Source organism: Naasia aerilata (assembly GCF_030296595.1).
Taxonomy (GTDB): domain Bacteria; phylum Actinomycetota; class Actinomycetes; order Actinomycetales; family Microbacteriaceae; genus Naasia; species Naasia aerilata.
Map to the genome: position 1 here is coordinate 2420173 of NZ_AP027731.1, position 21487 is coordinate 2441659.

Annotated in this window: 18 protein-coding genes, 1 tRNA gene and 4 pseudogenes; 15 read left to right on the forward strand and 8 right to left on the reverse strand. The window is 71.4% G+C overall.

The genetic code is table 11. From position 1 onward, the window contains the following. Nucleotides 1–45 precede the first annotated feature (45 nt). Nucleotides 46–522: a peroxiredoxin gene (locus QUE51_RS12700; RefSeq protein WP_286276731.1), complete on the forward strand. Its 477-nt coding sequence runs from the start codon at nt 46–48 to the stop codon at nt 520–522. Here QUE51_RS12700 and hisD read toward each other — a convergent pair. The 3 genes and pseudogenes from hisD to QUE51_RS12715 all read right to left on the reverse strand — a co-directional run bounded on the left by hisD (nt 504) and on the right by QUE51_RS12715 (nt 2791). Continuing rightward, complete coding sequence (gene hisD, locus QUE51_RS12705) at nt 504–1340, reverse strand: histidinol dehydrogenase (protein WP_286279379.1); 837 nt, start codon at nt 1338–1340, stop codon at nt 504–506. The genes QUE51_RS12700 and hisD overlap by 19 nt on opposite strands. A 44-nt stretch (nt 1341–1384) precedes the next feature. Further along, nucleotides 1385–1828, reverse strand: a pseudogene (locus QUE51_RS18205) (histidinol dehydrogenase); the annotation flags it as partial. A 69-nt stretch (nt 1829–1897) separates the two neighbouring features. Further along, entirely contained in the window at nt 1898–2791 is an 894-nt protein-coding gene (locus QUE51_RS12715) for a LysR family transcriptional regulator (RefSeq protein WP_286276734.1), read from the reverse strand. 158 nt (nt 2792–2949) lie between these two features. Between QUE51_RS12715 and QUE51_RS12720 the strand changes: the two genes are divergently transcribed. From QUE51_RS12720 to QUE51_RS12755, 8 genes and pseudogenes are all read left to right on the forward strand, one after another. After that, nucleotides 2950–4446 carry an APC family permease gene (locus QUE51_RS12720; RefSeq protein WP_286276735.1) on the forward strand — a complete coding sequence of 499 codons (1497 nt, stop codon included), beginning with the start codon at nt 2950–2952 and terminating at the stop codon, nt 4444–4446. A gap of 8 nt (nt 4447–4454) precedes the next feature. After that, nucleotides 4455–5552 carry a Zn-dependent alcohol dehydrogenase gene (locus QUE51_RS12725; RefSeq protein ID WP_286276737.1) on the forward strand — a complete coding sequence of 366 codons (1098 nt, stop codon included), beginning with the start codon at nt 4455–4457 and terminating at the stop codon, nt 5550–5552. Between the two features lie 86 nt (nt 5553–5638). Further along, nucleotides 5639–7008: pseudogene (locus QUE51_RS12730) on the forward strand (NAD-dependent succinate-semialdehyde dehydrogenase). Between the two features lie 359 nt (nt 7009–7367). Then, nucleotides 7368–7441: transfer RNA gene (locus QUE51_RS12735), tRNA-Val, on the forward strand. 35 nt (nt 7442–7476) lie between these two features. Then, nucleotides 7477–8565, forward strand: coding sequence for an epoxide hydrolase family protein (locus tag QUE51_RS12740; protein ID WP_286276738.1), 1089 nt, complete (start codon nt 7477–7479; stop codon nt 8563–8565). 114 nt (nt 8566–8679) lie between these two features. Then, on the forward strand, nt 8680–9393 hold the full coding sequence (locus QUE51_RS12745; RefSeq protein ID WP_286276739.1) for a hypothetical protein: 714 nt from the start codon (nt 8680–8682) through the stop codon (nt 9391–9393). A gap of 516 nt (nt 9394–9909) precedes the next feature. Further along, entirely contained in the window at nt 9910–10650 is a 741-nt protein-coding gene (locus QUE51_RS12750) for a hypothetical protein (protein WP_286276740.1), read from the forward strand. A 62-nt stretch (nt 10651–10712) separates the two neighbouring features. Then, nucleotides 10713–11354 (forward strand): SDR family oxidoreductase, encoded by a 642-nt coding sequence (locus QUE51_RS12755; protein ID WP_286276742.1) that lies wholly within the window; start codon nt 10713–10715, stop codon nt 11352–11354. A gap of 79 nt (nt 11355–11433) precedes the next feature. On the opposite strand, the gene QUE51_RS12760 is transcribed toward QUE51_RS12755, so the two are convergent. From QUE51_RS12760 to QUE51_RS12775, 4 genes and pseudogenes are all read right to left on the reverse strand, one after another. After that, the gene (locus QUE51_RS12760; RefSeq protein ID WP_286276743.1) at nt 11434–12246 is read right to left on the reverse strand and encodes an SDR family NAD(P)-dependent oxidoreductase; all 813 of its coding nucleotides are present in this window, start codon (nt 12244–12246) and stop codon (nt 11434–11436) included. 56 nt (nt 12247–12302) lie between these two features. After that, nucleotides 12303–13273 (reverse strand): annotated as a pseudogene (gene ligD, locus QUE51_RS12765) (non-homologous end-joining DNA ligase). A 20-nt stretch (nt 13274–13293) separates the two neighbouring features. Beyond that, nucleotides 13294–14121 carry a PHP domain-containing protein gene (locus tag QUE51_RS12770; RefSeq protein WP_286276745.1) on the reverse strand — a complete coding sequence of 276 codons (828 nt, stop codon included), beginning with the start codon at nt 14119–14121 and terminating at the stop codon, nt 13294–13296. Nucleotides 14122–14166: 45 nt separating this feature from the next. Beyond that, entirely contained in the window at nt 14167–14805 is a 639-nt protein-coding gene (locus QUE51_RS12775) for a TetR/AcrR family transcriptional regulator C-terminal domain-containing protein (RefSeq protein ID WP_286276746.1), read from the reverse strand. A gap of 186 nt (nt 14806–14991) precedes the next feature. Here QUE51_RS12775 and QUE51_RS12780 point away from each other — a divergent pair, with 186 nt between their 5' ends. Further along, nucleotides 14992–15717, forward strand: a complete 726-nt coding sequence (locus tag QUE51_RS12780; RefSeq protein ID WP_286276747.1) for a DUF4386 domain-containing protein — start codon at nt 14992–14994, stop codon at nt 15715–15717. A gap of 170 nt (nt 15718–15887) precedes the next feature. Then, nucleotides 15888–17638: pseudogene (locus tag QUE51_RS12785) on the forward strand (DEAD/DEAH box helicase). A gap of 90 nt (nt 17639–17728) precedes the next feature. On the opposite strand, the gene QUE51_RS12790 reads toward QUE51_RS12785, so the two are convergent. Next, nucleotides 17729–18214 (reverse strand): glutathione peroxidase, encoded by a 486-nt coding sequence (locus QUE51_RS12790; RefSeq protein WP_286276748.1) that lies wholly within the window; start codon nt 18212–18214, stop codon nt 17729–17731. Between the two features lie 68 nt (nt 18215–18282). Here QUE51_RS12790 and QUE51_RS12795 point away from each other — a divergent pair, with 68 nt between their 5' ends. The 4 genes from QUE51_RS12795 to QUE51_RS12810 all read left to right on the forward strand — a co-directional run bounded on the left by QUE51_RS12795 (nt 18283) and on the right by QUE51_RS12810 (nt 21320). Further along, nucleotides 18283–19308, forward strand: coding sequence for a phosphotransferase (locus QUE51_RS12795; RefSeq protein WP_286276749.1), 1026 nt, complete (start codon nt 18283–18285; stop codon nt 19306–19308). 59 nt (nt 19309–19367) lie between these two features. Beyond that, nucleotides 19368–19604: a hypothetical protein gene (locus QUE51_RS12800; RefSeq protein ID WP_286276750.1), complete on the forward strand. Its 237-nt coding sequence runs from the start codon at nt 19368–19370 to the stop codon at nt 19602–19604. A gap of 9 nt (nt 19605–19613) precedes the next feature. Continuing rightward, nucleotides 19614–20354, forward strand: coding sequence for a DUF72 domain-containing protein (locus tag QUE51_RS12805; RefSeq protein WP_286276751.1), 741 nt, complete (start codon nt 19614–19616; stop codon nt 20352–20354). Between the two features lie 75 nt (nt 20355–20429). Next, on the forward strand, nt 20430–21320 hold the full coding sequence (locus tag QUE51_RS12810; RefSeq protein ID WP_286276752.1) for a DMT family protein: 891 nt from the start codon (nt 20430–20432) through the stop codon (nt 21318–21320). Nucleotides 21321–21487: the final 167 nt, after the last annotated feature.

Below are 21487 nucleotides of genomic sequence, written 5' to 3' on the forward strand. Positions count from 1 at the left end.
CGTCTCCGTCACGCTGTGAGCGCAACGGTGCGGGACGATGGGTTCGTGGGAATCGACATCGGCGACGAGGCGCCCGACTTCGAGCTGGCGAACCAGTTCGGCGAGCACGTGCGGCTGAGCTCCTACCGCGGACGCTCGGCGGTCGCGCTCGTGTTCTTCCCCCTCGCCTTCTCCCGCACCTGCTCCCGCGAGTTCGAGGAGCTCCGCGACAACGCCGAGGTGTTCGCTGAGGCGGGTGTGGAGGTCGTCGGCATCTCGGTCGACTCCAAGCACACGCTGCGCGCCTGGTGGTCGGCCGAGGGGCTCGGGATGCCGCTGCTCGCGGACTTCTGGCCACACGGGGAGGTCGCCCGCCGCTACGGCGTCTTCCGCGAGGACACGGGCACGGCCTCGCGCACGACGGTCGTGATCGACCGGGCCGGGGTCGTCCGCTCGGTCTTCTCCTCCGCGCCGGGGGAGCCGCGCCCCTTCTCGGCCTACCGGGCGGCGCTCGCCGCGCTGGCTCAGACCATCGCGGAGTAGCTCTCCAGCCGCCGCACGGCGGTCGCCTCGTGGGCGGCCATGCCCTCGGACGCCGAGATGACCTGGACCGCCTCGGCGAGCTGCGGCGTCGCCGCCTGGCTGACGCGCTGGAAGGTGAGCGGCTTGAGGAATCGCGACACCGAGAGGCCCGCGCTGTGCTTCGCCCCGCCGGCGGTCGGCAGCACGTGGTTGGTGCCCGCCATGCCCTTGTCGGAGTAGGCCACCGTGCTCCACGGCCCGACGAAGACGGATCCGTAGTTCCGCAGCCTGTCGAGGTAGAAGTCGTCGTCCTCGGTCAGGAGCTCGAGGTGCTCCGGGGCCAGGTCGTCCATCAGCGTGATCGCGGTCTCGCGCGAATCCGCGACCGTCACCGTGCCGTAGTCCCGCCAGGCGGGGCCGGCGATCCCGGCCGTCGCGAGCGTGCTCAGCTGTCGCTCCACCTCGTCGACGACCGAGGCGGCGAGGGATGCGGAGGTGGTAACGAGCGCGGCGGGGGAGTTGATCCCGTGCTCGGCCTGGCCGAGGAGGTCCGCGGCGACGAGCGACGGGTCGGCGCTGTCGTCCGCGAGCACCGCCACCTCGGACGGACCCGCGAGCAAGTCGATGGCGACGGTGCCGAAGAGCTGCCGCTTGGCCTCGGCGACGAAGGCGTTGCCCGCGCCCACCAGCATGTCGACGGGAGCCTCGCCCAGGAGGCCGAACGCCATCGCGGCGAGGGCCTGAACACCGCCGAGGCAGAAGACGCGGTCGGCGCCCGAGAGGAACGCCGCGTAGAGCACGGCGTCGTTCGGGCGGCCGTCGGGGCCCGGGGAGTGCAGCTGATCACGCGCGGAACTCCCGCCGCCTTCGCCACCCCCACGGTCATGAAGGCGCTCGCGGTCAGCGGGAACCGGCCGGCCGGAAGGTAGGCGCCGACGGCGCCGACGGGGATGTAGCGCTGGCCGGTGATCAGGCCGGGCACGAGCTCGACCTCGAAGTCGGTGAGGCGGGCGCGCTGCTCGCGGGCGAAGGCCTTCGTCCTGGACGAGCCGAGCTCGATGGCCTCGCGCAGGTCGGGAGAGAGTCGGCCGCCGGATCCCTCGAGCGCCTCGCCCGAGATCTCGAACTCGGGGCTGTTCCAGCCGTCGAGCTTCGCCGCGTAGGCGCGGACCGCAGGCAGGCCCTCCTTCTCGATGCGGCTCAGCATCTCCGACACGGTCCGGATGACCTCGGGATCCCGCTGGGCCGCCGGCGCGATCACGCCGGGCTCCTTGATGGCGGTGTAGCGACCGTTCAGAGACGCAAGAACGTGAGGGGAGAACAGCATGCAGTCAACCTACGAGCGGGCCTTGCCCCCGAGAAGACAGCAATGAGCCATCCCTGCCATCGTGTTTCCCTATTCCTCGGCCAGCATCGTCCGCGCCAGCCGGGAGAGCTCCGCCGTCGCCGGGGACAGGGATCCGCCCTCCCGCTGCACCAGGGCGATCGTGTCGTAGAGAGGCGGCGAGAACGATGCGTAGGAGATCCCCGGCGGGGTCCTCCCGTGCCGCACGACGGAGGCCGAGATGAACGTGTCGCCGGCGCCCGCCGCGACGAGCGAGAGAGCGGCCTCGGACTGCTCCACCTCGATGAGGGCCTCGAGGGTGACGCCCGCCAGCTGCGCGCGCTCGGCGACCTGCCGCCGCGTCGGGTCCTTCCAGCCGTAGTGGGCGTCGTAGAGGACGAGATCCCGCTCCGCGAGGTCGGCGATCGTGACGGGAGCGGCGACGTGCTCGGGGTTCGCACTCGCGTAGAGCACCTCGTCCCGCCGGAGCGGGGTGAACCGGAGTCCCTCCGGGTCGAGCGGGAGCACGACGAGCCCGCCCTCGAGCTCGCCCGAGCGCACCAGATTCGCCACCTCCACGGAGTTGAGGCCCACGACGCGCAGCCGCACGTGGGGGTACTGCGCATGAAAGGTGCTGAGAAGGTCGGCCATCGCGTAGTAGTTCGCGTTGCGCAGCAGGCCGAACGTCGCGGTGCCGCCGTCGAGCGACTTCACCGCCCGGAGCGCCCGCTCGGCCTCCTCGGCGGCGGCGATCGCCTTCTCGGCGAGCGGGAGCAGCTCCTCCGCCGCGCGCGTGAGCACCAGGCGGCGGCCGGTCCGGATGAAGAGCGCGATCTCGTAGCTGTCCTCGAGCCTGCGGATCACCTCGGACACCGTGGGCTGTGCCATGTGCAGAGCGAGCGCAGCCGCGGTGAATGAGCCGAGCCGAGCGGCCGCCACGAAGACCCGCAGCTGGAGGAGAGTCACGCGCTCAGCGTAGAACCTGACCCCCGCTCGTACCCACGAAGAGTCGCTGATGCATAGGGTGACGCGATGGCAGCCAGCGGCGATTGGCTTCTAGTGCCCCGGAATGCGCCTACCTAGGCTCGGGCTACCCCGCCCCCGGTGCAGACGAAGGACGACAGATGGCCCTGATCGACGAAGACCAGAAGCTCCGCGAATTCGGCTACAAGCAGAGGCTCGATCGGTCGGTGGGCTGGATCTCCTCCTTCCTGCTCGGCTTCGCGGTCATCAGCGCCACGACGGCCGTCTTCTCCGGGTTCGGCTTCGGCCTGGCCACCGCCGGCCCTGCCTTCGTGTGGACCTTCCCCATCGCCACCCTGGTCTTCTTCATCTGGGCCCTGATCGCTGGCGACCTCGTCGCGAAGATCCCGCTCTCCGGCTACGCCTATCAGTGGACGAGCCGCCTGGTGGGCCCGAGCGCCGGCTGGTTCACCGGGTGGGCGGGCCTCGTCGGGTTCATCAGCGGCTTCACCGGCGTCGCCTACGTCATGGCCGGCTACGTCGGCGGCCTGCTCGGCATCGAGATGACCACGCCGATCCAGATCCTCATCTCGATCGTGATCGTGCTCTTCTGCGTGCTCATCAACACCTACGGCGTGCGGCTGGCGACGGCCCTCAACAACATCGGCGTGGGCCTCGAGCTCGTCGTCACGCTGGGCGCCACGGCCTTCGTCGCCATCGTCGCGTTCTTCGTCAGCGGCGACCACCAGGAGCTGTCCTTCCTGTTCTCCGCGGGAGACACGGGCGGGGTCTCCCCGTACATCGCGGTCTGGCTCACGTCGAGCCTCGGCTGCATCTTCGGGCTGCTCGGGGTCGAGGCCGCGGCGGACATCGCGGAGGAGACGAAGGACGCCCGCCGGGTGATCCCGCGGACGATGTTCATGGCGCTCGGGGTCTCGGCGGTCGTCGAGTTCTTCATGTACGTCGTGTTCCTGCTGGCCATTAAGGACCCGGCGAGCCTGACGGGCAGCGCGTCGCCCATCGCGGACATCATCGGCGCCCAGGTCTCGCCGTGGTTCGCGAAGATCGTCGTCGCCATCGCGATCACCAACATCCTCGTCTGCGTGCTCGCCAACATGCTGGTGGCCACCCGGCTCACCTACGCGATGGCCCGCGACAACATGCTTCCCCTGTCCCGGCAACTGCGGCGGGTGTCCGCCAAGCACAAGACGCCGTCCACAGCGGTCTGGGCCACCGGCATCCTGTCCTTCGCGCTGCTGCTCACGGCCTTCATCAGCGTCGAGGCCTTCGCGTTCATCCTCGGGATGTCGGCGCTCGGCTACTTCACGGTCTACGTGCTCACGACCTCCGGGCTCCTGCTGGCGAAGCGCCGCGGGCGGCTGCCGCAGGGTGAGCCGGGCACCTTCGACCTCGGCCGCTGGCGCACCCCGGTCTACCTCGTCGGCCTCGTCGCCTTCTCCCTGGTGCTCCTCGCGCTGCTGCTGCTTCCCGCCTTCCAGGTGAACGGCATCGTCTTCGTGATCACGATGGCGGTCGCCGCGCTGTGGTGGCTGCTGGGGCTCCGCCCGCGGCTGGCTCGCGGCGACGCGGGGCCGAGCTTCGCGCTGCGGGAGAATCCGGTGGAGGGGACCGCCGAGACGGTCTCCGTCGGCGACTGAGGAGCCCCTTGCGAGCAATCGTCTTCACCAGCAGCGACCGTCCCGTCGAGGAGCTCGACGTCGACCTGGCGGCGCCGGGGCCCGAGGAGGTCCGCGTCCGCATCGCGGCCGCCGGCGTCTGCCACTCCGACCTGCACGTGCGGAAGGGGGACTGGGACCTGCCCCTCCCGCTCGTGATGGGGCACGAGGGCAGCGGGGTGGTGACGGAGGTCGGCAGCGCGGTCCGCGGGCTCGAGCCGGGGGACCATGTCGTCCTCTCTTGGGTCGCCCCGTGCGGCCATTGCCGCGCCTGCCTCCGCGGCCAGGAGGCCCGCTGCGAGGTCGCCGCCACCACGGTCGCCCTGACCGGAGGTCTGAACGACGGCACGTCGCGGCTCAGCATCGGCGGCCGGCGGGTCAACCACTACCTCGGCACCTCGACCTTCGCGGAGGAGGTGGTCGTGCCCGCCGCGGGCGCCATCAAAGTCCGCAGCGACGCCCCGCTCGACGTCATCTCACTGGTCGGCTGCGCGGTCGCCACCGGGGTCGGCGCCGTGCGGAACACGGCAGGCGTCACGCCCGGTTCGCGCGTCGCCGTGATCGGCTGCGGGGGTGTCGGTCTCTCCGCGGTGCAGGGCGCGCGGATGGCAGGCGCCGAGCGGATCATCGCGGTCGACGTGCGGCCCGAGAAGACCGCCCTCGCGCTGCGCCTCGGCGCCACCGACACCGTCGATGCCTCGACCGGCGACGCGACGGCCCTTCTCCGCGAGATCCTCCCGGACGGCGTGGACTTCGCCTTCGACGCCATCGGCAAGGCGCAGACGACGCGTCAGGCCATCGACATGCTGGACATCGGCGGGGCCGCCGTGATCGTGGGCATCCCTCCCGCGGGCACCCAGGTGTCCTTCGAGCCGCAGACCCTCGTCGACCTCGACCAGCGCATCCTCGGGTCGAACTACGGGGGCATCCGGCCCGCCCGGGACATCCCGTGGCTCGTGGACCAGTACATGGAGGGCAAGCTGTTCATCGACGAGCTCGTGAGCGCGCGCCGGCCGCTCCGCGAGGCGGAGGACAGCCTGATGGAGCTCGCCTCGGGCACGGCCCTCCGGCAGCTTCTGATCCCGTGACCGGCCGTTGACCCCCAGAATGTGAATCCTCAACCGCATATCCGTCAGAGCCCCGGCTCTGCCCCCGCATCAACAAGGGAGACCCCGTGACCCAGTACGCAGTCGTCGATCCGGCCCGCGGTGAGACCGTCCGCGAGTACGAGAGCATCAGCGACGAGGCCCTCACCGCCGCGATCGCCGCTGCGAGCGAGGCGCACGAGACCTGGTCGAGGTCGACCACGGCCGAAGAGCGCGCCGGCATCATCCGGCGGGTGGCGGAGCTGCACGTCGAGCGCCGCGAGGAGCTCGCCGCGATCATCGTGCGCGAGATGGGCAAGCCGCTCGAGCAGGCGCTCGGAGAGGTCGACTTCGCCGCCGACATCTACACCTACTACGCGGACAACGCGCCCGGCTTCCTGAAGGACGAGCCCATCGAGCTGCGGGACGGCGGCGGGGACGCCTTCATCCGGCGCTCCTCCCTGGGCGTGCTGCTCGGCATCATGCCGTGGAACTTCCCCTACTACCAGGTCGCCCGCTTCGCCGGACCGAACCTCATCATCGGCAACACCATCCTCCTGAAGCACGCGGAGCAGTGCCCCGAGTCGGCGCTCGCGATCGAGCAGATCTACCGCGACGCGGGCGCACCCGAGGGCGCCTACGTCAACGTGTTCGCGACTCACGACCAGGTCGCCCGCATCATCGCCGACCCGCGCGTGCAGGGGGTCTCGCTCACGGGCTCCGAGCGCGCAGGCGGCGCGGTCGCGGAGCTCGCGGGCCGCAACCTCAAGAAGGTCGTGCTCGAGCTCGGCGGCTCGGATCCGTTCCTGCTCTTCTCGACCGACGACCTGGACGCCACGGTGGAGGCCGCCGTCAACGCCCGGCTCGACAACAACGGGCAGTCCTGCAACGCGGCCAAGCGCTTCATCGTGGTCGGCGACCTGTACGACGCCTTCGTCGAGAAGTTCACGGCGGCGCTCACCGCCGTCCAGCCGGCAGACCCGAACGCCGACGGGACCGTGCTGGGGCCGCTGTCCTCCGCCGCTGCTGCCCAGCGCCTGCAGGAGCAGCTCGATCGCGCGACCGCGCAGGGCGCGACCGTGCTGGCGAAGGGGAGCGGCGGGACACCTACTTCCCGCCCGCCGTCCTCGCCGACGTCACGCCGGACATGGACGCGTATCGCGAGGAGTTCTTCGGTCCGGTCGCCCAGGTGTACCGCGCCGCCGACGAGGACGAGGCCGTCAAGATCGCCAACGACACGCAGTACGGGCTCGGGTCCTACGTCTACACGACGGACCCGGAGCAGGCCATGCGCGTCGCCGACCGGATCGACGCCGGCATGGTCTGGGTGAACATGGTGCTGGGCGACGCACCCGAGCTCCCGTTCGGCGGCGTCAAGGGCTCCGGCTCGGGCCGCGAGCTGGGCCGCTTCGGCGCCGACGAGTTCGTCAACAAGAAGCTCATCCGCGTCGCCGGCTGAGCCCACTGACTCGCGCAGGGGCCGTGCGGCGAGCGCCGGCCCCTGCGTTGACACCTGCTGCAACGGGGCGACGGTGCCGCGCCCCGCACTGCGTTTCGCGCCTCCGGGCCGATTCGGGCATTCCGGGCCGCCTCTTCGGCCCGCTTTGCCCGATTCGGCCCGGGATCGCAGCGCGACGGCGGCTGTTCTAGGCTTCTGGTCGTCCGGGCTCTTAGCTCAGCTGGTTAGAGCGCCACGTTTACACCGTGGATGTCGGGGTGGGCCCCTGGCGCATGCTTGCGCCAGGGATCGAGTCCCGAAGATTCGGCGGGCCGCATCGCGGTCCGTCGAATGCGGCTGTTCTAGGCTTCTGGTCGTCCGGGCTCTTAGCTCAGCTGGTTAGAGCGCCACGTTTACACCGTGGATGTCGGGGGTTCGAATCCCTCAGGGCCCACTCCGGTTCGCAACGGCCCGAGGAGAAGCCACCCGATGGAACAGTCCGCGCCGGATCCGGTCTCGATCGAGGCGGTGGAGGATCTCCGCGACCGGCTGCGGCGAGCGCGGTTCTACGAGGGGCCCGTGCGAGGCGGCTGGGACTGGGGTGTGGACCGCGACTACCTGCGCTCCCTCGTCCGCTACTGGGAGCAGGACTACGACTGGTCCGCCGCCGAGGCTCGCATCCGCGCGCTGCCGTGGGTGAAGGCAGGCCGCGAGCATCCCCTCCGCGTGATCCACCAGACCGCGTCGGATTCGGACCCGGTCGTGCTGCTGCTGCACGGCTGGCCGGATTCCGTGCTCCGCTTCGAGCGGGTTCTTCCTCTCCTCGAAGACGTGAACGTGGTCGTGCCCGCCCTTCCCGGGTTCCCCTTCGCCGTGCCGTACCCGGGCGGCGGCGCATCGTCGATCGAGATGGCCGCGGTGGTCGCCGAGGCGATGGACGACCTCGGGTACCGGCGGTACGTCGTCTCGGCGGGGGACGTGGGGTGCGATGTCGCGGAGGCGCTGGCCGCTCTGCGGCCCGAGGCGGTCGCCGCGCTGCACCTGACCGACCTGTCGCAGTACCACTTCCTGGTGGACCTTCCGGCCGATCTGTCGCCGGCGGAGTCGGAGTACGTCGAGATGGGCAGAGGCTGGCAGGCGCGCGAGGGCGGCTACATGCACGAGCAGTCCACGAGGCCCTGGACCGTGGCTGCCGGCCTCCAGGACTCTCCGGTGGGTCTCGCCGCGTGGCTCCTCGAGAAGCTGCGCGCGTGGACGGACAACGCGGGCGACGTGGAGTCCGTCTTCTCGCGGGACGACCTGCTGACCTGGATCTCCGCCTACTGGTTCTCCGGGTGCATCGGAACGTCCTTCTTCCCGTACGCGGCCGCCGGCGGCAAGCCCTGGCCGAGGATCGAGGCGCCGTCTGTCTTCACGATCTTCCCGAAGGACCTGGTCAACGCGCCTCGCGAGTTCGTCGAGCGCTTCTTCCGGGTCGTGTCCTGGACGGAGCCGGACCGGGGCGGACACTTCGCGGCGTGGGAGGATCCCGAGCCCTACATCGCCGGGGTCCGAACGGCGCTCGCCGCGGCGGTCTAGCCCGGCGTACCCCCACCCGGGCGCCACCACCACTGGGGCGCGAACTGGCGGGCCAGCGCGAGTCAGAATCCCTGGTGGGCGGCAATTTGCCGTCCCTGAAGGGGAACCGCCATCATGGCACGCTCGTTCGCGCTTCGAGTCGCCGCTGCCGCACTCGTCGCCACCACTACCTCGCTCGCTCTGTCGGCCTGGATCACGGACACGTCGACCGACCCGGTGAGCCGGCTCGCCAGCCAGCTCACCGCCGGTGCCGGGAGCAAGGTGTTCGTGGAGCACGGTGACGACCATGAGGGCCGCGTGCTCACGGGGCAGCGTGCCTACGCCACCGTTCTCGACAACGCGAAGCGCGCAGGCGGCGTGTGCCAGGTCCGCGACGGCTACCACAACGCGGACCCCGCGGGCCTCTCGCCCGACATCTCTCGCTACTCGATCACCCGCTGCGACTTCGAGGGTCTGGGCATCGCGCTCTACCGGTGGGGCGCGGGCCAGTTCCCGCAGTTCGGCTTCGACCAGCAGGTTCCGCAGCTGACCGCCGACGGCGCCTCCCTCGTGGTGGCCCGCGAAGGCGTCCGGGGCGTCGGGCAGCAGCTCATCTTCGGCGACACGCTCAAGCACGTCGCCCAGTGGGCGACCACGGCGCTCGCCGCCCAGGGACAGCCCGGGTACCTCGTGGACTGCGGGACGCACCGCGTGGGCGTCGACGAGAAGACCGTCGACTGCATCGCGACCGCTCCGAACGGGGAGACCCTTCCTGCTCGCGTCCGCATCGGCGGCCACGAGGGCCTCGCGCAGGTCACGCTCGGCACCGGACCCGTCAAGTTCGTCTGAGCGTCGATCGCCTCGCGCTTGTCGCAGAGGGCGTGGCCGGCCGTGACCGGATCTGTGACAGATCCCGGATCTCGAGACGCAGCCGCGCGGCTCCTCAATCAGCGGAACCGCGTAGCGCCAGCGCCTTCCGCCTAGCGCCTAGCGCCCGAGCTGCGCGCTGACGATGGCGGTGATGTCGATGGGCTGCGTGGGCGGCAGTGCGACGTCGGCCGGGTCGATGGGAGACGGGGCGCCGGGCGTCGGGGCGGGGGTGTTCATGGCGTGCTCCCTGGGGCGATTCGTCGGGATGGGATGCGACCAGAGCTTCGAGTGGCTGCGTCCACGGTCCGCTGATCGCCCGCGGCTCGGCAGGGGCGAATGTCCCGAGAAGTCGACAGACCTGTCTGCCTGCGAGGCCCGCCACGCGGGGCTCGCGCGCCTCCCAGGAGACGCCCGGGCGTGTCGCTAGGCTCGCGCCACTCGCGCACCTTCTCCCTAGGAAACCGCGCCCTGTTCCCCCTCGATGGAGTGCCCCGCGTGACGATCGACGCCCCGCCCGCCCCCGCCACCAACCCCATCCCCGTGGCCGGGGAGCCGCCTCGGCGCCCGCGCAGCGAGCCCCGCCTCGGGCGGTTCCTCAACAACGTCGAGCTGGTGACGGCGATCCTGCTGGGCGTCGTCTCCGTCACGACGGCGTACGCGTCGTTCCAGGCATCCCTCTACGACGGGGAGACAGCGAAGCAGTTCAGCGCGGGCCAGAACTCGCAGACGGAGGCGGAGTCGCTCTACCTCGAGGCGAACCAGCAGTACATCCGCGACGTGCAGCTCTGGGACCAGCTGACCGAGCTGCAGATCGAGGTCGACAACGTCCCGGCGGAGGCGGCCACCTCGCAGCTCAAGTACGACACCCTGATGTTCACCTCGGTCTCCGACGACCTCAACGCCGCGATCCTGTGGTCCGCCGACCAGAACGCCGCGAACCCGGCCGAGTACACGAGCCCCTTCACGTCCGAGGAGTATCAGGACGCGCTCTTCGGCGCCTGGGCGGACGAGGACGACAAGTCGGAGGCCGCCTTCAAGGCCGGCGACGCCGCCGACAAGAGCGGCGACTCGCTGACGCTGACCACGGTGCTCATGGCCGTCTCGCTCTTCCTGCTCGGTCTCGCCGCGGTCGCCCGCCAGCTCCGCGTCCAGCTCATCCTCATGAGCGTCTCGATCGTCATCTACGCCGTGTCGCTCGTGCTGACCTTCAGCGTGCCGTTCATGGCATGGTGGTGACGCCGGTCAGGAGCCGCTAGGGCTCGCTCGCTAGCCTGTCGGGATCGAGCGAGAGGACGCGCATGAGCACGATCGCGATCATCGGCGGGCACGGCAAGGTCGGCCTGCTGACCAGCAGGGAGCTGGCCTCGAGCGGGCACAGCGTCCGCTCGGTCATCCGGAACCCCGAGCACGCCGCCGAGGTGGAGGCGAGCGGTGCCGAGGCCGTCGTCCTCGACATCGAGCGGGCCACACCGTCCGAGCTCGCCGACGCGCTCGGACCGGTCGACGCGGTGATCTTCACGGCGGGCGCCGGCGGAGGATCGGGGGACGCCCGCAAGGAGACGGTCGACCACCAGGGGGCGCTCAAGACGATCGGCGCCGCGTCCGAGCTCGGCGTGCGGCGGTTCGCGATCGTCTCCTACCTCGGGGCGGACGAGCCGGCGGCGGATCCGGCGATGGCCGCCTACCAGCGCGCGAAGCACGCGGCGGACGACGCGGTCCGGGCGAGCAGCCTCGACTGGACGATCGTGCGTCCCGGTCACCTCAACGACGACGCGCCCACCCGCCGGGTCACCATCGACGACGCGCTCACCGAGGGCACGACGAGCCGCGGCAACGTGGCGGCGCTGCTCGCGCTGCTGGTCACAGATGCCCCGGCACCGCGCCGCGTGCTCAACGTCGTGGACGGCGACACCGACCTCCGCGAGGCGCTCGCCCGCTGAGGGCCGCGCTCGACCGCATCGTTCCGGACTGTCCGCATCGGTCTCCGGTTGCGGTTTGTCCGAAGTGATGCGGGAAGGCTCACCAGCTGCCGAAGAGGCGGCGCCCCCAGGTCACCACAAGCCGCGGATACGACTCCGGGAACAGGCGGACGAGCCGATCCACCGCGGCGGCCTGCGCGATGAGCACGCGACCGCGCTTGCGGGCGACCGCCGCCAGGATGAGGCGGGCGGCCTCCTCCGCAGGCGTGCGGAACAGCCGCTCCTCGTACACGCGGACCCGCTCCAGGTGCTCGGCGGGGATGTCCGCCCCGCCGGGCCCGTATGCCGACCGTGCGATGTTCGTGCGCACGCCGCCCGGGTGCACGACCGTCACCGCGACCGGGAGGCCTTCGGCCAGCATCTCGGTGCGCAGGGCTTCGGTGAAGCCGCGCACCCCGAACTTGGACGTCACGTACGGGGCGAGACCCGGCTGCGCCAGGAACCCGTTGAGGCTCGACACGTTGACGACGTGGCCGTCCCCGGAGGCGATGAGGTGCGGCAGGAACTCCTTGGTGCCGTGGATGACGCCCCACAGGTTGACCCCGAGCACGCGCTCGAAGGCCTCGTACCCGGTGTGGGCGACGGTCGTGCCGCCGCCCGCGATGCCCGCGTTGTTGTACACCTGGTGGACGACGCCGAAGCGTGCGACCACCTCGCGCGCGAAGGCAGCCACGGCGGCGCGGTCGGAGACGTCGACCCGGGACGCGAGGACCTCGCCGCCCGCCGTCTCGATCAGGCGTGCCGTCTCCTCGAGGCCCGACCGGTCCCAGTCCGCGATCGCGAGCCGCGCGCCGTGCCCGGCGAGGGCGTCGGCGAGCGCGCGGCCGATCCCGGATCCGGCGCCTGTGACCACGGCCACCTTGCCCCGGAAGGCGGAGCCCTCAGGCGTGCCCGACCGGCGGCGGCGTCTCACTCCTCGGTCTCCGGCACGGGCGGCACCTCGGCGCCCGCGTGCTCGTCGCGGTCGGCCCACTCGAGCAGGGGCGCGATGTCGAACACCGCGTCGTCGATGCCGGCGTGGAGGTCGCCGAGCGCGGCGTAGCGCGCGGGCACGGTCGCGATGGTGTTGTCCTCGGGATTCACGTCGTCCACCTCATCCCAGCGGATCGGCGTCGACACGGTGCCCCGGGGTGTTCCGCGCACGGAGTAGGCGGCGGCGATCGTGTGGTCCCGCGCATTCTGGTTGTAGTCGAGGAAGAGCTGGGCCGGATCCCGGTCCCGGCGCCACCAGGTCGTCGTGACATCCTCCGGTGCCCGCCGCTCCACCTCGCGGGCGAAGGCCAGGGCCGCCCGGCGGACCTCGTCGAAGCCGTGCTCGGGCGGAATCCTGACGTAGATGTGCATGCCGCTGCCACCCGACGTCTTCGGCCAGCCGGTCGCGCCGAGCTCGTCCAGCACCTCGTGGACGACGTGCGCGACCCGGCGCACGCGGTCGAACGGGCATTGCTCGCCCGGGTCCAGATCGATCCGCCACTCGTCGGGCCGCTCGATGTCGGCGCGGCGGCTGTTCCAGGGTGGAACTCGACCGTCGACATCTGGACCGCCCAGATCACGTCGGGGAGCTCGGTCACGCACAGCTCGTGCACGGTCCGGCGGAACCGCGGGAAGAACACCGGGACCGTCTCGATCCAGGGCGGGGCGCCGGATGGAAGCCGCTTCTGGTGCACCTTCTCGCCGTCGATCCCGGTCGGATAGCGGTGCAGCATGCAGGGCCGCTCCCGGAGGGAGTTGACGATGCCGTCGCCCACCGAGAGGTAGTACTGGACGAGGTCGAGCTTCGTCGCCCCGGTCTCGGGGAAGTACACGCGATCGGGGTTCGACACGCGGACGGTGTACTGACCCGCGTCGACCTCGACGGCGGGCGTGCTGGAAGACGCCATGCCCCATTCAACCGCGTGCGTCAGACTGCGGCGATCCAGGGATCCTCGGGGTTGCGGTCGGGCCGGAAGCCTTGGGCCTCCGCGAGCGCGGCGGCATCGGCCAGCCCGCGGCCGAGCGCCTCCGGCTCGTGCGCGTCACTGCCGAAGGTCACGCGTCGGCCGCCCTCCTCGCGCCACCAGCCGAGGATCGCCGGGTCGAGCGGGACCTTCGTGTTGATCTCCAGCGCCAGCTCTCCATCGGCCACCGCACGCAGGGCGAATCGCAGCTCCTCCTCGAAGTGCGCCGGGGAGAAGGGCACCCCTTCCTCGGGCCAGGACCGCACGGGGTAGTCGATGTGGGCGAGGGCGGTCAGCCCCTCGGAGGCGGCGACCAGGAGGGGGATCTCCCCGAGGTACTCGCGGTATGCGGGATCCGCCGGCCGGTGCCGGAACAGCTCGAAGGGCTCGGCGAACGCGTCGCCGTCCGGCAGGACGTGCAGGGAGCCGAGGATGCGCTCGAAGGCTCCCGTGGCCAGGAGGGCGGCGACCTCGTCGCGATGCCGGTGCGGCTGGCCGACCTCCATCCCGGTGAGGATGCGCAGCTCGGGGTGCGCGAGGCGGCAGCGTTCGACGGACTCCAGATAGCCCTCGACGTCGAGCGGGGGAGCGGTGAGGATGCCGTCCGTCACCAGCGGCCCGACGCTGTCCACCAGATAGCCGGCGCGGAAGGGCGTGAAGTCGACGTGCTCCGTGAAGGCCACGGCCGGGATGCCGAGCGCGACGGCCCGCGCGCAGGTCGCGTCCATGTCGCCGAAGCGCGCGTCCCAGGACCACTGGGAGTGGACGTGGCCGTCAGCGGGGAGCGCCATCCCGCGAGTCTGCCACCCGCGCATCGCGGACGGCTTCGGGCGGGCTCAGCGGCCGGCCGTCGCCCACTCCGGGCGCAGCCTCTCGACGCCGTCGAGGAGGAGGTCGAGGCCGGTCTCGAACTCGACCGTGAAGTCGTAGCCGCCGCGGCTCATCTCGACGACCATCTCGATCAAGTAGGGGTAGAGCTCCATGGCGGCAGGCGGCTGCAGATCGCGCTTCTGCCGAGCGACCGCCCCGGACTCCTCGGCCGTCTCGAAGCCGAGGCCGCGCTCCTGCAGCGCGAAGCCGTAGATGTAGGCGTCGAGCGCCGACGTGGTGTGCACGGCGGTCGAGAACGAGAACCCGGCGCTGCGGAGGCAGCCCAGCATCGCGTTGTGCGCCGCGAGGTTGGCCGGACCGGGTCGCATCCGGCCCTCCATCAGGCCGTTCGCCCAGCGGTGCCTGCCGAGGGCTTGGCGGAGGGAGACCGAGCGCCTGCGCATCTCCGAGCGCCAGTCCGGCCCCTGGGCGGGGGCGGCCACCTCGCTCCAGACGATGTCGACCATCCCGTCGAGCAGGTCCTCCTTGTTCGCGACGTGCTTGTAGAGCGCCATCGGAACGACCCCCAGGTCTTGGGAGAGGGTCCGCATGGTCATGCCGTCGATGCCGACCCGGTCGGCCACCGCGACCGCCGCAATCAGCACCGAGTCGCGGTTGAGGCGCGCGCGGCGGGGGTCTCCTCGGGCATCGGGGTCACCTCTCGCACGTCGGCGCCGCAGCGCGGCGGGCTTGACAAGTGTACGTCATACACCTACCGTATCGGCATCTGGTGTACGTCGTACACCATCGGCGGCCCAGCTGCCGCAGACCCTCTCCCAGAAGGACCGCTCGTGACCCGCTCCAGAAGGACCGCCCTCATCACCGGGGTGCTGTTCGCCATCACCATCGTCTTCTCGATCCCCGGCGCGCTCCTCTATGGGCCGGTGCTCGACGATCCGGACTACGTGCTCGGCGCCGGGGCAGACGGCCAGGTCGCGCTCGGCGCCTTCTTCGAGATCCTCGTGGGCGTCGCCAACATCGGCACGGCGGTCGTGCTCTTCCCGCTGCTGCGGCGGGAGAGCGAGGCCCTCGCGCTGTCCTACGTGGCCTCGCGCATCGTCGAGTCGACGATCATCGCGGTCGGCATTCTCAGCATCCTGTCCGTCGTGACTCTCCGCCAGGGCGTGGCGGAGGGCACCGTCGCGGGATCCGACTCCGCGGTCGCCGCCGGCGCCGCACTCGTCGCACTGCACGGCGCGACGTTCCTCGTCGGTCCCGGGCTGCTCGCGGGGTTCGGCAACGGGCTCGTGCTGGGGTACCTGCTCTACAGGTCCCGCCTCGTCCCGCGCCCGATGGCCGTCCTCGGGCTCGTGGCAGGTCCGCTCGTGATGGCGTCCGGGATCCTGGTGCTCTTCGGGGTCTACGACCAGGTCTCCGCCTGGTCGGGGCTCGCCACCCTGCCGGAGTTCGTCTGGGAGGCGTTCCTCGCCGTGTACCTCATCGTCAAGGGCTTCCGGCCGGCCCCGCCGACCCCGGGCGACACCGCGTCCGCGAGTCCGAGCGCCGTCTCCGCCTGATCCGCACGATCCGCGGGTCGTGCGGACCGATCCCAGGCGGGTGCGGGGGAGCGCGCGTCCGCTCGACCCGCGGCCGGGTCGGAGCGTTCCTCGGCGGGAGGGGGCGGACCGGCCCTGACCGGGGGCGCCGAGGCCGGTACCGTTGAGGCGTGTCTTCCCCTGATCCCACCGTGACTTCCGACGCTGAGCCCACCGGCGCCGAGCAGTCCTTCTCCGAGCTCGGGCTCGACGACCGCGTGCTCAAGGCGCTCAAGGACGTCGGCTACGAGACCCCGTCCGCGATCCAGGCGGCCACCATCCCGCCGCTCCTGTCCGGCCGCGACGTCGTGGGCCTCGCCCAGACGGGGACGGGCAAGACGGCGGCCTTCGCGCTGCCGATCCTCTCCCGCCTCGACCTGACCCAGCAGACCCCGCAGGCGCTCGTCCTGGCGCCTACCCGCGAGCTCGCGCTCCAGGTCTGCGAGGCGTTCGAGAGCTATGCCGCCCACCTCCGCGGTGTCCGGGTCCTCCCAGTCTACGGCGGGCAGGGCTACGGCGTGCAGCTGTCCGCGCTGCGCCGCGGCGTGCACATCGTCGTCGGAACCCCGGGCCGCATCATGGACCACCTCGACAAGGGGACGCTCGACCTCTCGGAGCTCAAGTACCTGGTGCTCGACGAGGCGGACGAGATGCTCCGGATGGGCTTCGCCGAGGACGTGGAGACGATCCTCGCCGACACGCCCGAGGACAAGCAGGTCGCCCTGTTCTCGGCCACCATGCCCGCGCAGATCCGGCGGATCTCCGCCAAGTACCTCCGCGACCCGGAGGAGATCTCGGTCAAGGCGAAGACGACCACCTCGGCCAACACGACCCAGCGGTACCTCGTCGTCTCCTACCCGCAGAAGGTGGATGCCCTCACCCGCATCCTCGAGGTGGAGAACTTCGAGGGCATGATCGTGTTCGTCCGCACCAAGAACGAGACCGAGACGCTCGCCGAGAAGCTCAGGGCCCGCGGCTACACCGCGGCGGCGATCAGCGGCGACGTCGCCCAGGCTCAGCGCGAGCGCACCGTGAACCAGCTGAAGTCGGGGAAGCTCGACATCCTCGTCGCCACCGACGTCGCGGCCCGTGGCCTCGACGTCGAGCGCATCAGCCACGTCGTCAACTACGACCTGCCGATCGACACCGAGTCCTACGTGCACCGCATCGGCCGCACCGGGCGCGCCGGCCGGTCGGGCGACGCGATCAGCTTCGTCACGCCGCGCGAGCGCCGGATGCTGACCGCGATCGAGAAGGCGACCCGGCAGCCGCTCACCCAGATGCAACTGCCGAGCACCGAGGACGTCAACGCCACCCGGCTGACGCGCTTCGACGACCAGATCACGGCGGCCCTCGAGCAGACGGCGCGCATCGACCGGTTCCGCGAGATCATCGGGCACTACGTGACCCACCACAACGTGCCGGAGGCGGATGTGGCGGCCGCGCTCGCGGTCGTCGCCCAGGGGGACACGCCGCTCCTCCTCTCGCCGGAGGACGACCGCCCTACCCGCTTCGAGCGCGACGACCGCGAGCGCGCCCCGCGGCCCGACCGGGATCGAGGAGACCGGGATGGCGACGGCGATCGTCCCGAGCGGCGCAAGCGCCCCGCCCGCGGGGATTTCGCGACCTACCGCATCGAGGTCGGCCGGCGGCAGAAGGTGGAGCCGCGGCAGATCGTGGGTGCCCTCGCCGGCGAGGGGGACTCACGCGCGAGGACTTCGGCGGCATCGACATCCGGCCGGACTTCTCGCTCGTCGAGCTGCCCGCGAACCTGTCGGAGGACGTCTTCGACCGGCTGAGCGGCACCCGGATCAGCGGGAAGCTCATCCAGCTGCGGCCGGATCGCGGCGGACCGGTCCGGCGTGACGCGGGCGAGCGCCCGGCGCGCAAGCCGCGCCACTAGGGAGCGAACCGCTCGAGTTGCCACTTTCCGCCCTCATTCCGGCCTCTCAGGGGCGGAAAGTGGCAATTCGGCAGCGGCAGGCTCGCGGAATCAGGACCGGGGCAGCTCCGCCTCGATGAGCGAGACGATCTCCGGGGCGTCCGGCTGCGTGGTGGGACGGAAGCGGTGCACGGCGCCCGACGGGGTCACGACGAACTTCTCGAAGTTCCACGCCACGTCGCCAGCGTCGCCCGCCTCGTCCGCGGTCTCGGTCAGCACCGAGTAGAGCGGGTGACGGGCGGGCCCGTTCACCTCGACCTTCTCGAACATCGGGAAGGTGACGCCCCAGGTGGTGGAGCAGTACTCCTTGATGGCCTCCTCCGTGCTCAGCTCCTGATTGAACTGGCCGCTGGGAAAGCCGAGCACGGTGAACCCGCGGTCCGCGTAGGCCCGCTGCAGCTCCTCGAGCTTCTCGTACTGCGGCGTGAGGCCGCAGCGGGAGGCGACGTTCACGATGAGCTTCACCTTCCCCTCGTACTCGCCGAGGGTGGTGTCCTCGCCGTCGATCGTGCGGACGGGAATTTCATTCAGCTCCATACAGGGCCCAAGTCGCCTGCCGCCCTCGCCATTCCGCTCCCGCCCTCAAGGTGCGGCACGATGGCGGGATGCCCTCCGACGCCCAGCCCCTCGCCGAGGACCGCGGGCCCCGCGTCTGGGCCACCCCGGAGTGGCGGCAGGCCGCCCTGGCATGGGCGGAAGCGGCCCTGTCCGCCGCAGGAATCCACCGCACCGGCGAGGCGACGCAGCCGCGGATCCGGGCCTGGGCGACGGTGCTGCGGATTCCGACCACCGCCGGGATCGTGTGGATGAAGGCGGCCGCGCACGAGACCGCAGCGGAGGTCCCGCTGTACGGCCTGCTCACCCGGGTGGCGCCCGCGCAGGTTCTGCATCCGCTCGCCGCCGATCCCGAGCGCGGCTGGATCCTGCTGCCCGACGGCGGAGGCTCCCTGGCCGACGAGCTCGACGGGATCGACCTGCCCACCGTCCTCGAGCGCATCCTGCCGGAGTACGGGGCGCTCCAGGTTGCTCTGGCTCCCCACGCCGACGAGATGCTCGCCCTCGGCGTCGCCGATATGCGCCCCCACCGGATGCCCGAGCGCTTCGACGAGGCGGCCGGTGCGGTCCGGGAGGGACTCGAGACCGCCGACCGGCCGCGGTACGAGCGGGCGCTGGCGTTCCGCGGGGCGTACGCGCGGTGGGCGGAGCGGCTGGCGGCGTCGGCGGTGCCCGCAAGCCTCGACCACAACGACCTGCACGCCGCCAACATGCTGGTGCCGCACGCCGACGAGGCGGTTGCCACCCGCTTCTACGACTGGGGCGACGCGGTCGTCGCGCATCCGTTCGCCAGCATGCTGCACGGCCTGGGCTGGGTGGCCTTCCGGCTCGGGACCACCGACGACGATCCGCTCCTGCACCGGCTGCGCGACGCCTACCTCGGCCCCTTCGAGCCGTTCGCTCCGCACGCCCGCCTGATCGAGGACTTCGAGCTGGCCTGCCGGGTCGCCAAGGTGGGCCGGTGCCTGACGTGGGCGCGCGCGATCGCGATGAGGGACGAGGGTCTCGGCTACGAGCGGGCGCCCTTCGAGCTCTTCGCCGGGATCCCGGAGCCCGGGCTGTTCTCACCGGTGTGAGCCGGCCTGCGATTCGGCGCGGCTCGCCGTGTCGCGAGAGGTCCGCCTAGGCTCGAAGCATGTCGGCGCTGATCCCCGGGCTCGAGACGCAGGACATCGCCGAGGATCCCCGTCCGAGGCGGACGGCCGCGCTGATGTCGGCGGCGCTCGTCGGGCTGGTGCTCCTCGTGCTCGCGGCGGTGATCGTGGGCATCCTCGTCACCTGGGCGATGGTGCAGCCCGTGCTGCCCGACCCTGGTGGGCATCCGACGCCGCCGGCTCCGGCGTCGCCGGCTGTGCTGCTCGCGGGCGCCTAGCCTCGACGGATGGGCGGAATCCTCGACCGGGTGCACATCGGCACATCGGGCTGGAGCTATGCCCACTGGGAGCACGTGCTCTACCCGCCCGGCCTCCCGGTCTGGGATCGGCTGGCCCTCTACGTGCGATCGTTCTCGACGGTGGAGCTCAACTCGAGCTACTACCGGTGGCCGAGGACCTCGACGTTCGCCGGCTGGCGGCGGCGCCTCCCGCCGGGCTTCCTGCTGTCGGTGAAGGCGCCGCGCGGGCTCACGCATGCCAAGCGGCTGTACGCCCCGGAGGCGTGGGTGCGGCGCATCGCGGAGTGCTGGCACGAGCTCGGCGACAAGCGGGCCGTGCTGCTCGTGCAGCTGCCGCCGACCTTCGAGCGGGACGACGCCCGGCTCGGCTACTTCCTCACGCAGCTGCCGCCGTGGATCCGGGTCGCGGTCGAGCTGCGGCACCCGAGCTGGGACGACGATGCCGTGTACCGGATGCTCGAGGAGCACGGGACCGCCTACTGCGTCATGAGCGGCGCGAACCTCCGCTGCGTGCTGCGCGCGACCGCGGAGACGGTCTACCTCCGCCTGCACGGCCCCGACCACGACCACCTCTACGGCGGGTCGTACTCGAACGAGGACCTGGGCTGGTGGGCGGATCGCATCCGCGAGTGGCACGGCGACGGCCGTGAGGTGTTCGTCTACTTCAACAACGACGGCGGCGGCAACGCCGTGCGGAACGCGCAGACGCTGCGGTCGTTCCTCTCCTGACCGGCCGCGCAGGCGCGCCGGCCCTTCAGCGGCCGGGCATAGTGGAGGCAGGACCGGGGGAGGGATGGCACGGGCATGGATCTCGGCACCACGTCAGCGCTGGGCGTCGGCACCGCCCTGGTGGGCGTCGTGCTGCTCGCGCTGGGAGCGCAGCTGCAGAGCCGAGGGCTGGCCGGAGTTCGTGCCGAGGATGCGGGAGCTCGCCGGGGCGCGCTCAAGCTCCGGCACCTCGCCCGGCTGCCGAGGAGCGGACGCTGGGTGGGCGGCGTGCTCCTCACCGGGGCCGCCATGATCCTCAACCTGCTGAGCCTCCGGCTCGCGCCCCTGATCGTCGTGCAGCCTCTCGGCGTGGTCGCCCTCATCACCACCGCGCTGCTGAACGCGGCGACGAACGCGTACCGGCTGACCTGGGCGTCGATCGGCGCCATGGCGGTGTGCGTCGTCGGCATCGGCACCTTCGTCACCGTGGGGGCGCTGACCGCCCGGAACGCCGTCGTATCCGACGCGGATCTCGGGCAGATCCTCGCGGCCCTCGCGGTCGCGGCCCTCGTCCTCGCCACAGGGCTCGCGACGCTGCGGCGGCGCTTCCCGGCGACCCTCAACGTCCTCGCCGCGGGCGTGCTGTCCGGGTTCGTCGTGACGCTCGCGAAGACGGTGGTCACCCGCGTCTCGGTCGGCAACCTCGGCTGGCTGACGCTCGTCGGGCTGATCGCGCTCGTGGGGGTCGCGGTGACGAGCACCTACTTCGTGCAGAGTGCCTACACGTCAGGGCCGGTGGACCTGATCGTGGCGGGCCTCACGATCATCGACCCGCTGGTCGCCGTCTCGCTGGGAGTGTTGGTGCTGGGGGAGGCGTCGAGGACGCCCGGCTGGGCGATCGCGGCGCAGTCGGTCAGCGGAGTGGTCGCCATCGCCGGCGTGTTCCTGCTCGCGCGCAGCCACCCTCAAGCGATCCGCACCCCCTGATCGCTCAGGGGAGGGTCGACTTGCCGGAAAATCCCGCTTCGAGGCCCGGATAGCGGGACTTTTCGGCAAGTCGCTAGGGTGACGCCGTGAACGAGGAGCCCGAACCGCCGCGGGAGCCGGACCGGTCCGCGGAGCCCGCTGAGGAGCCCGCTCGGGGGTCGGGGGAC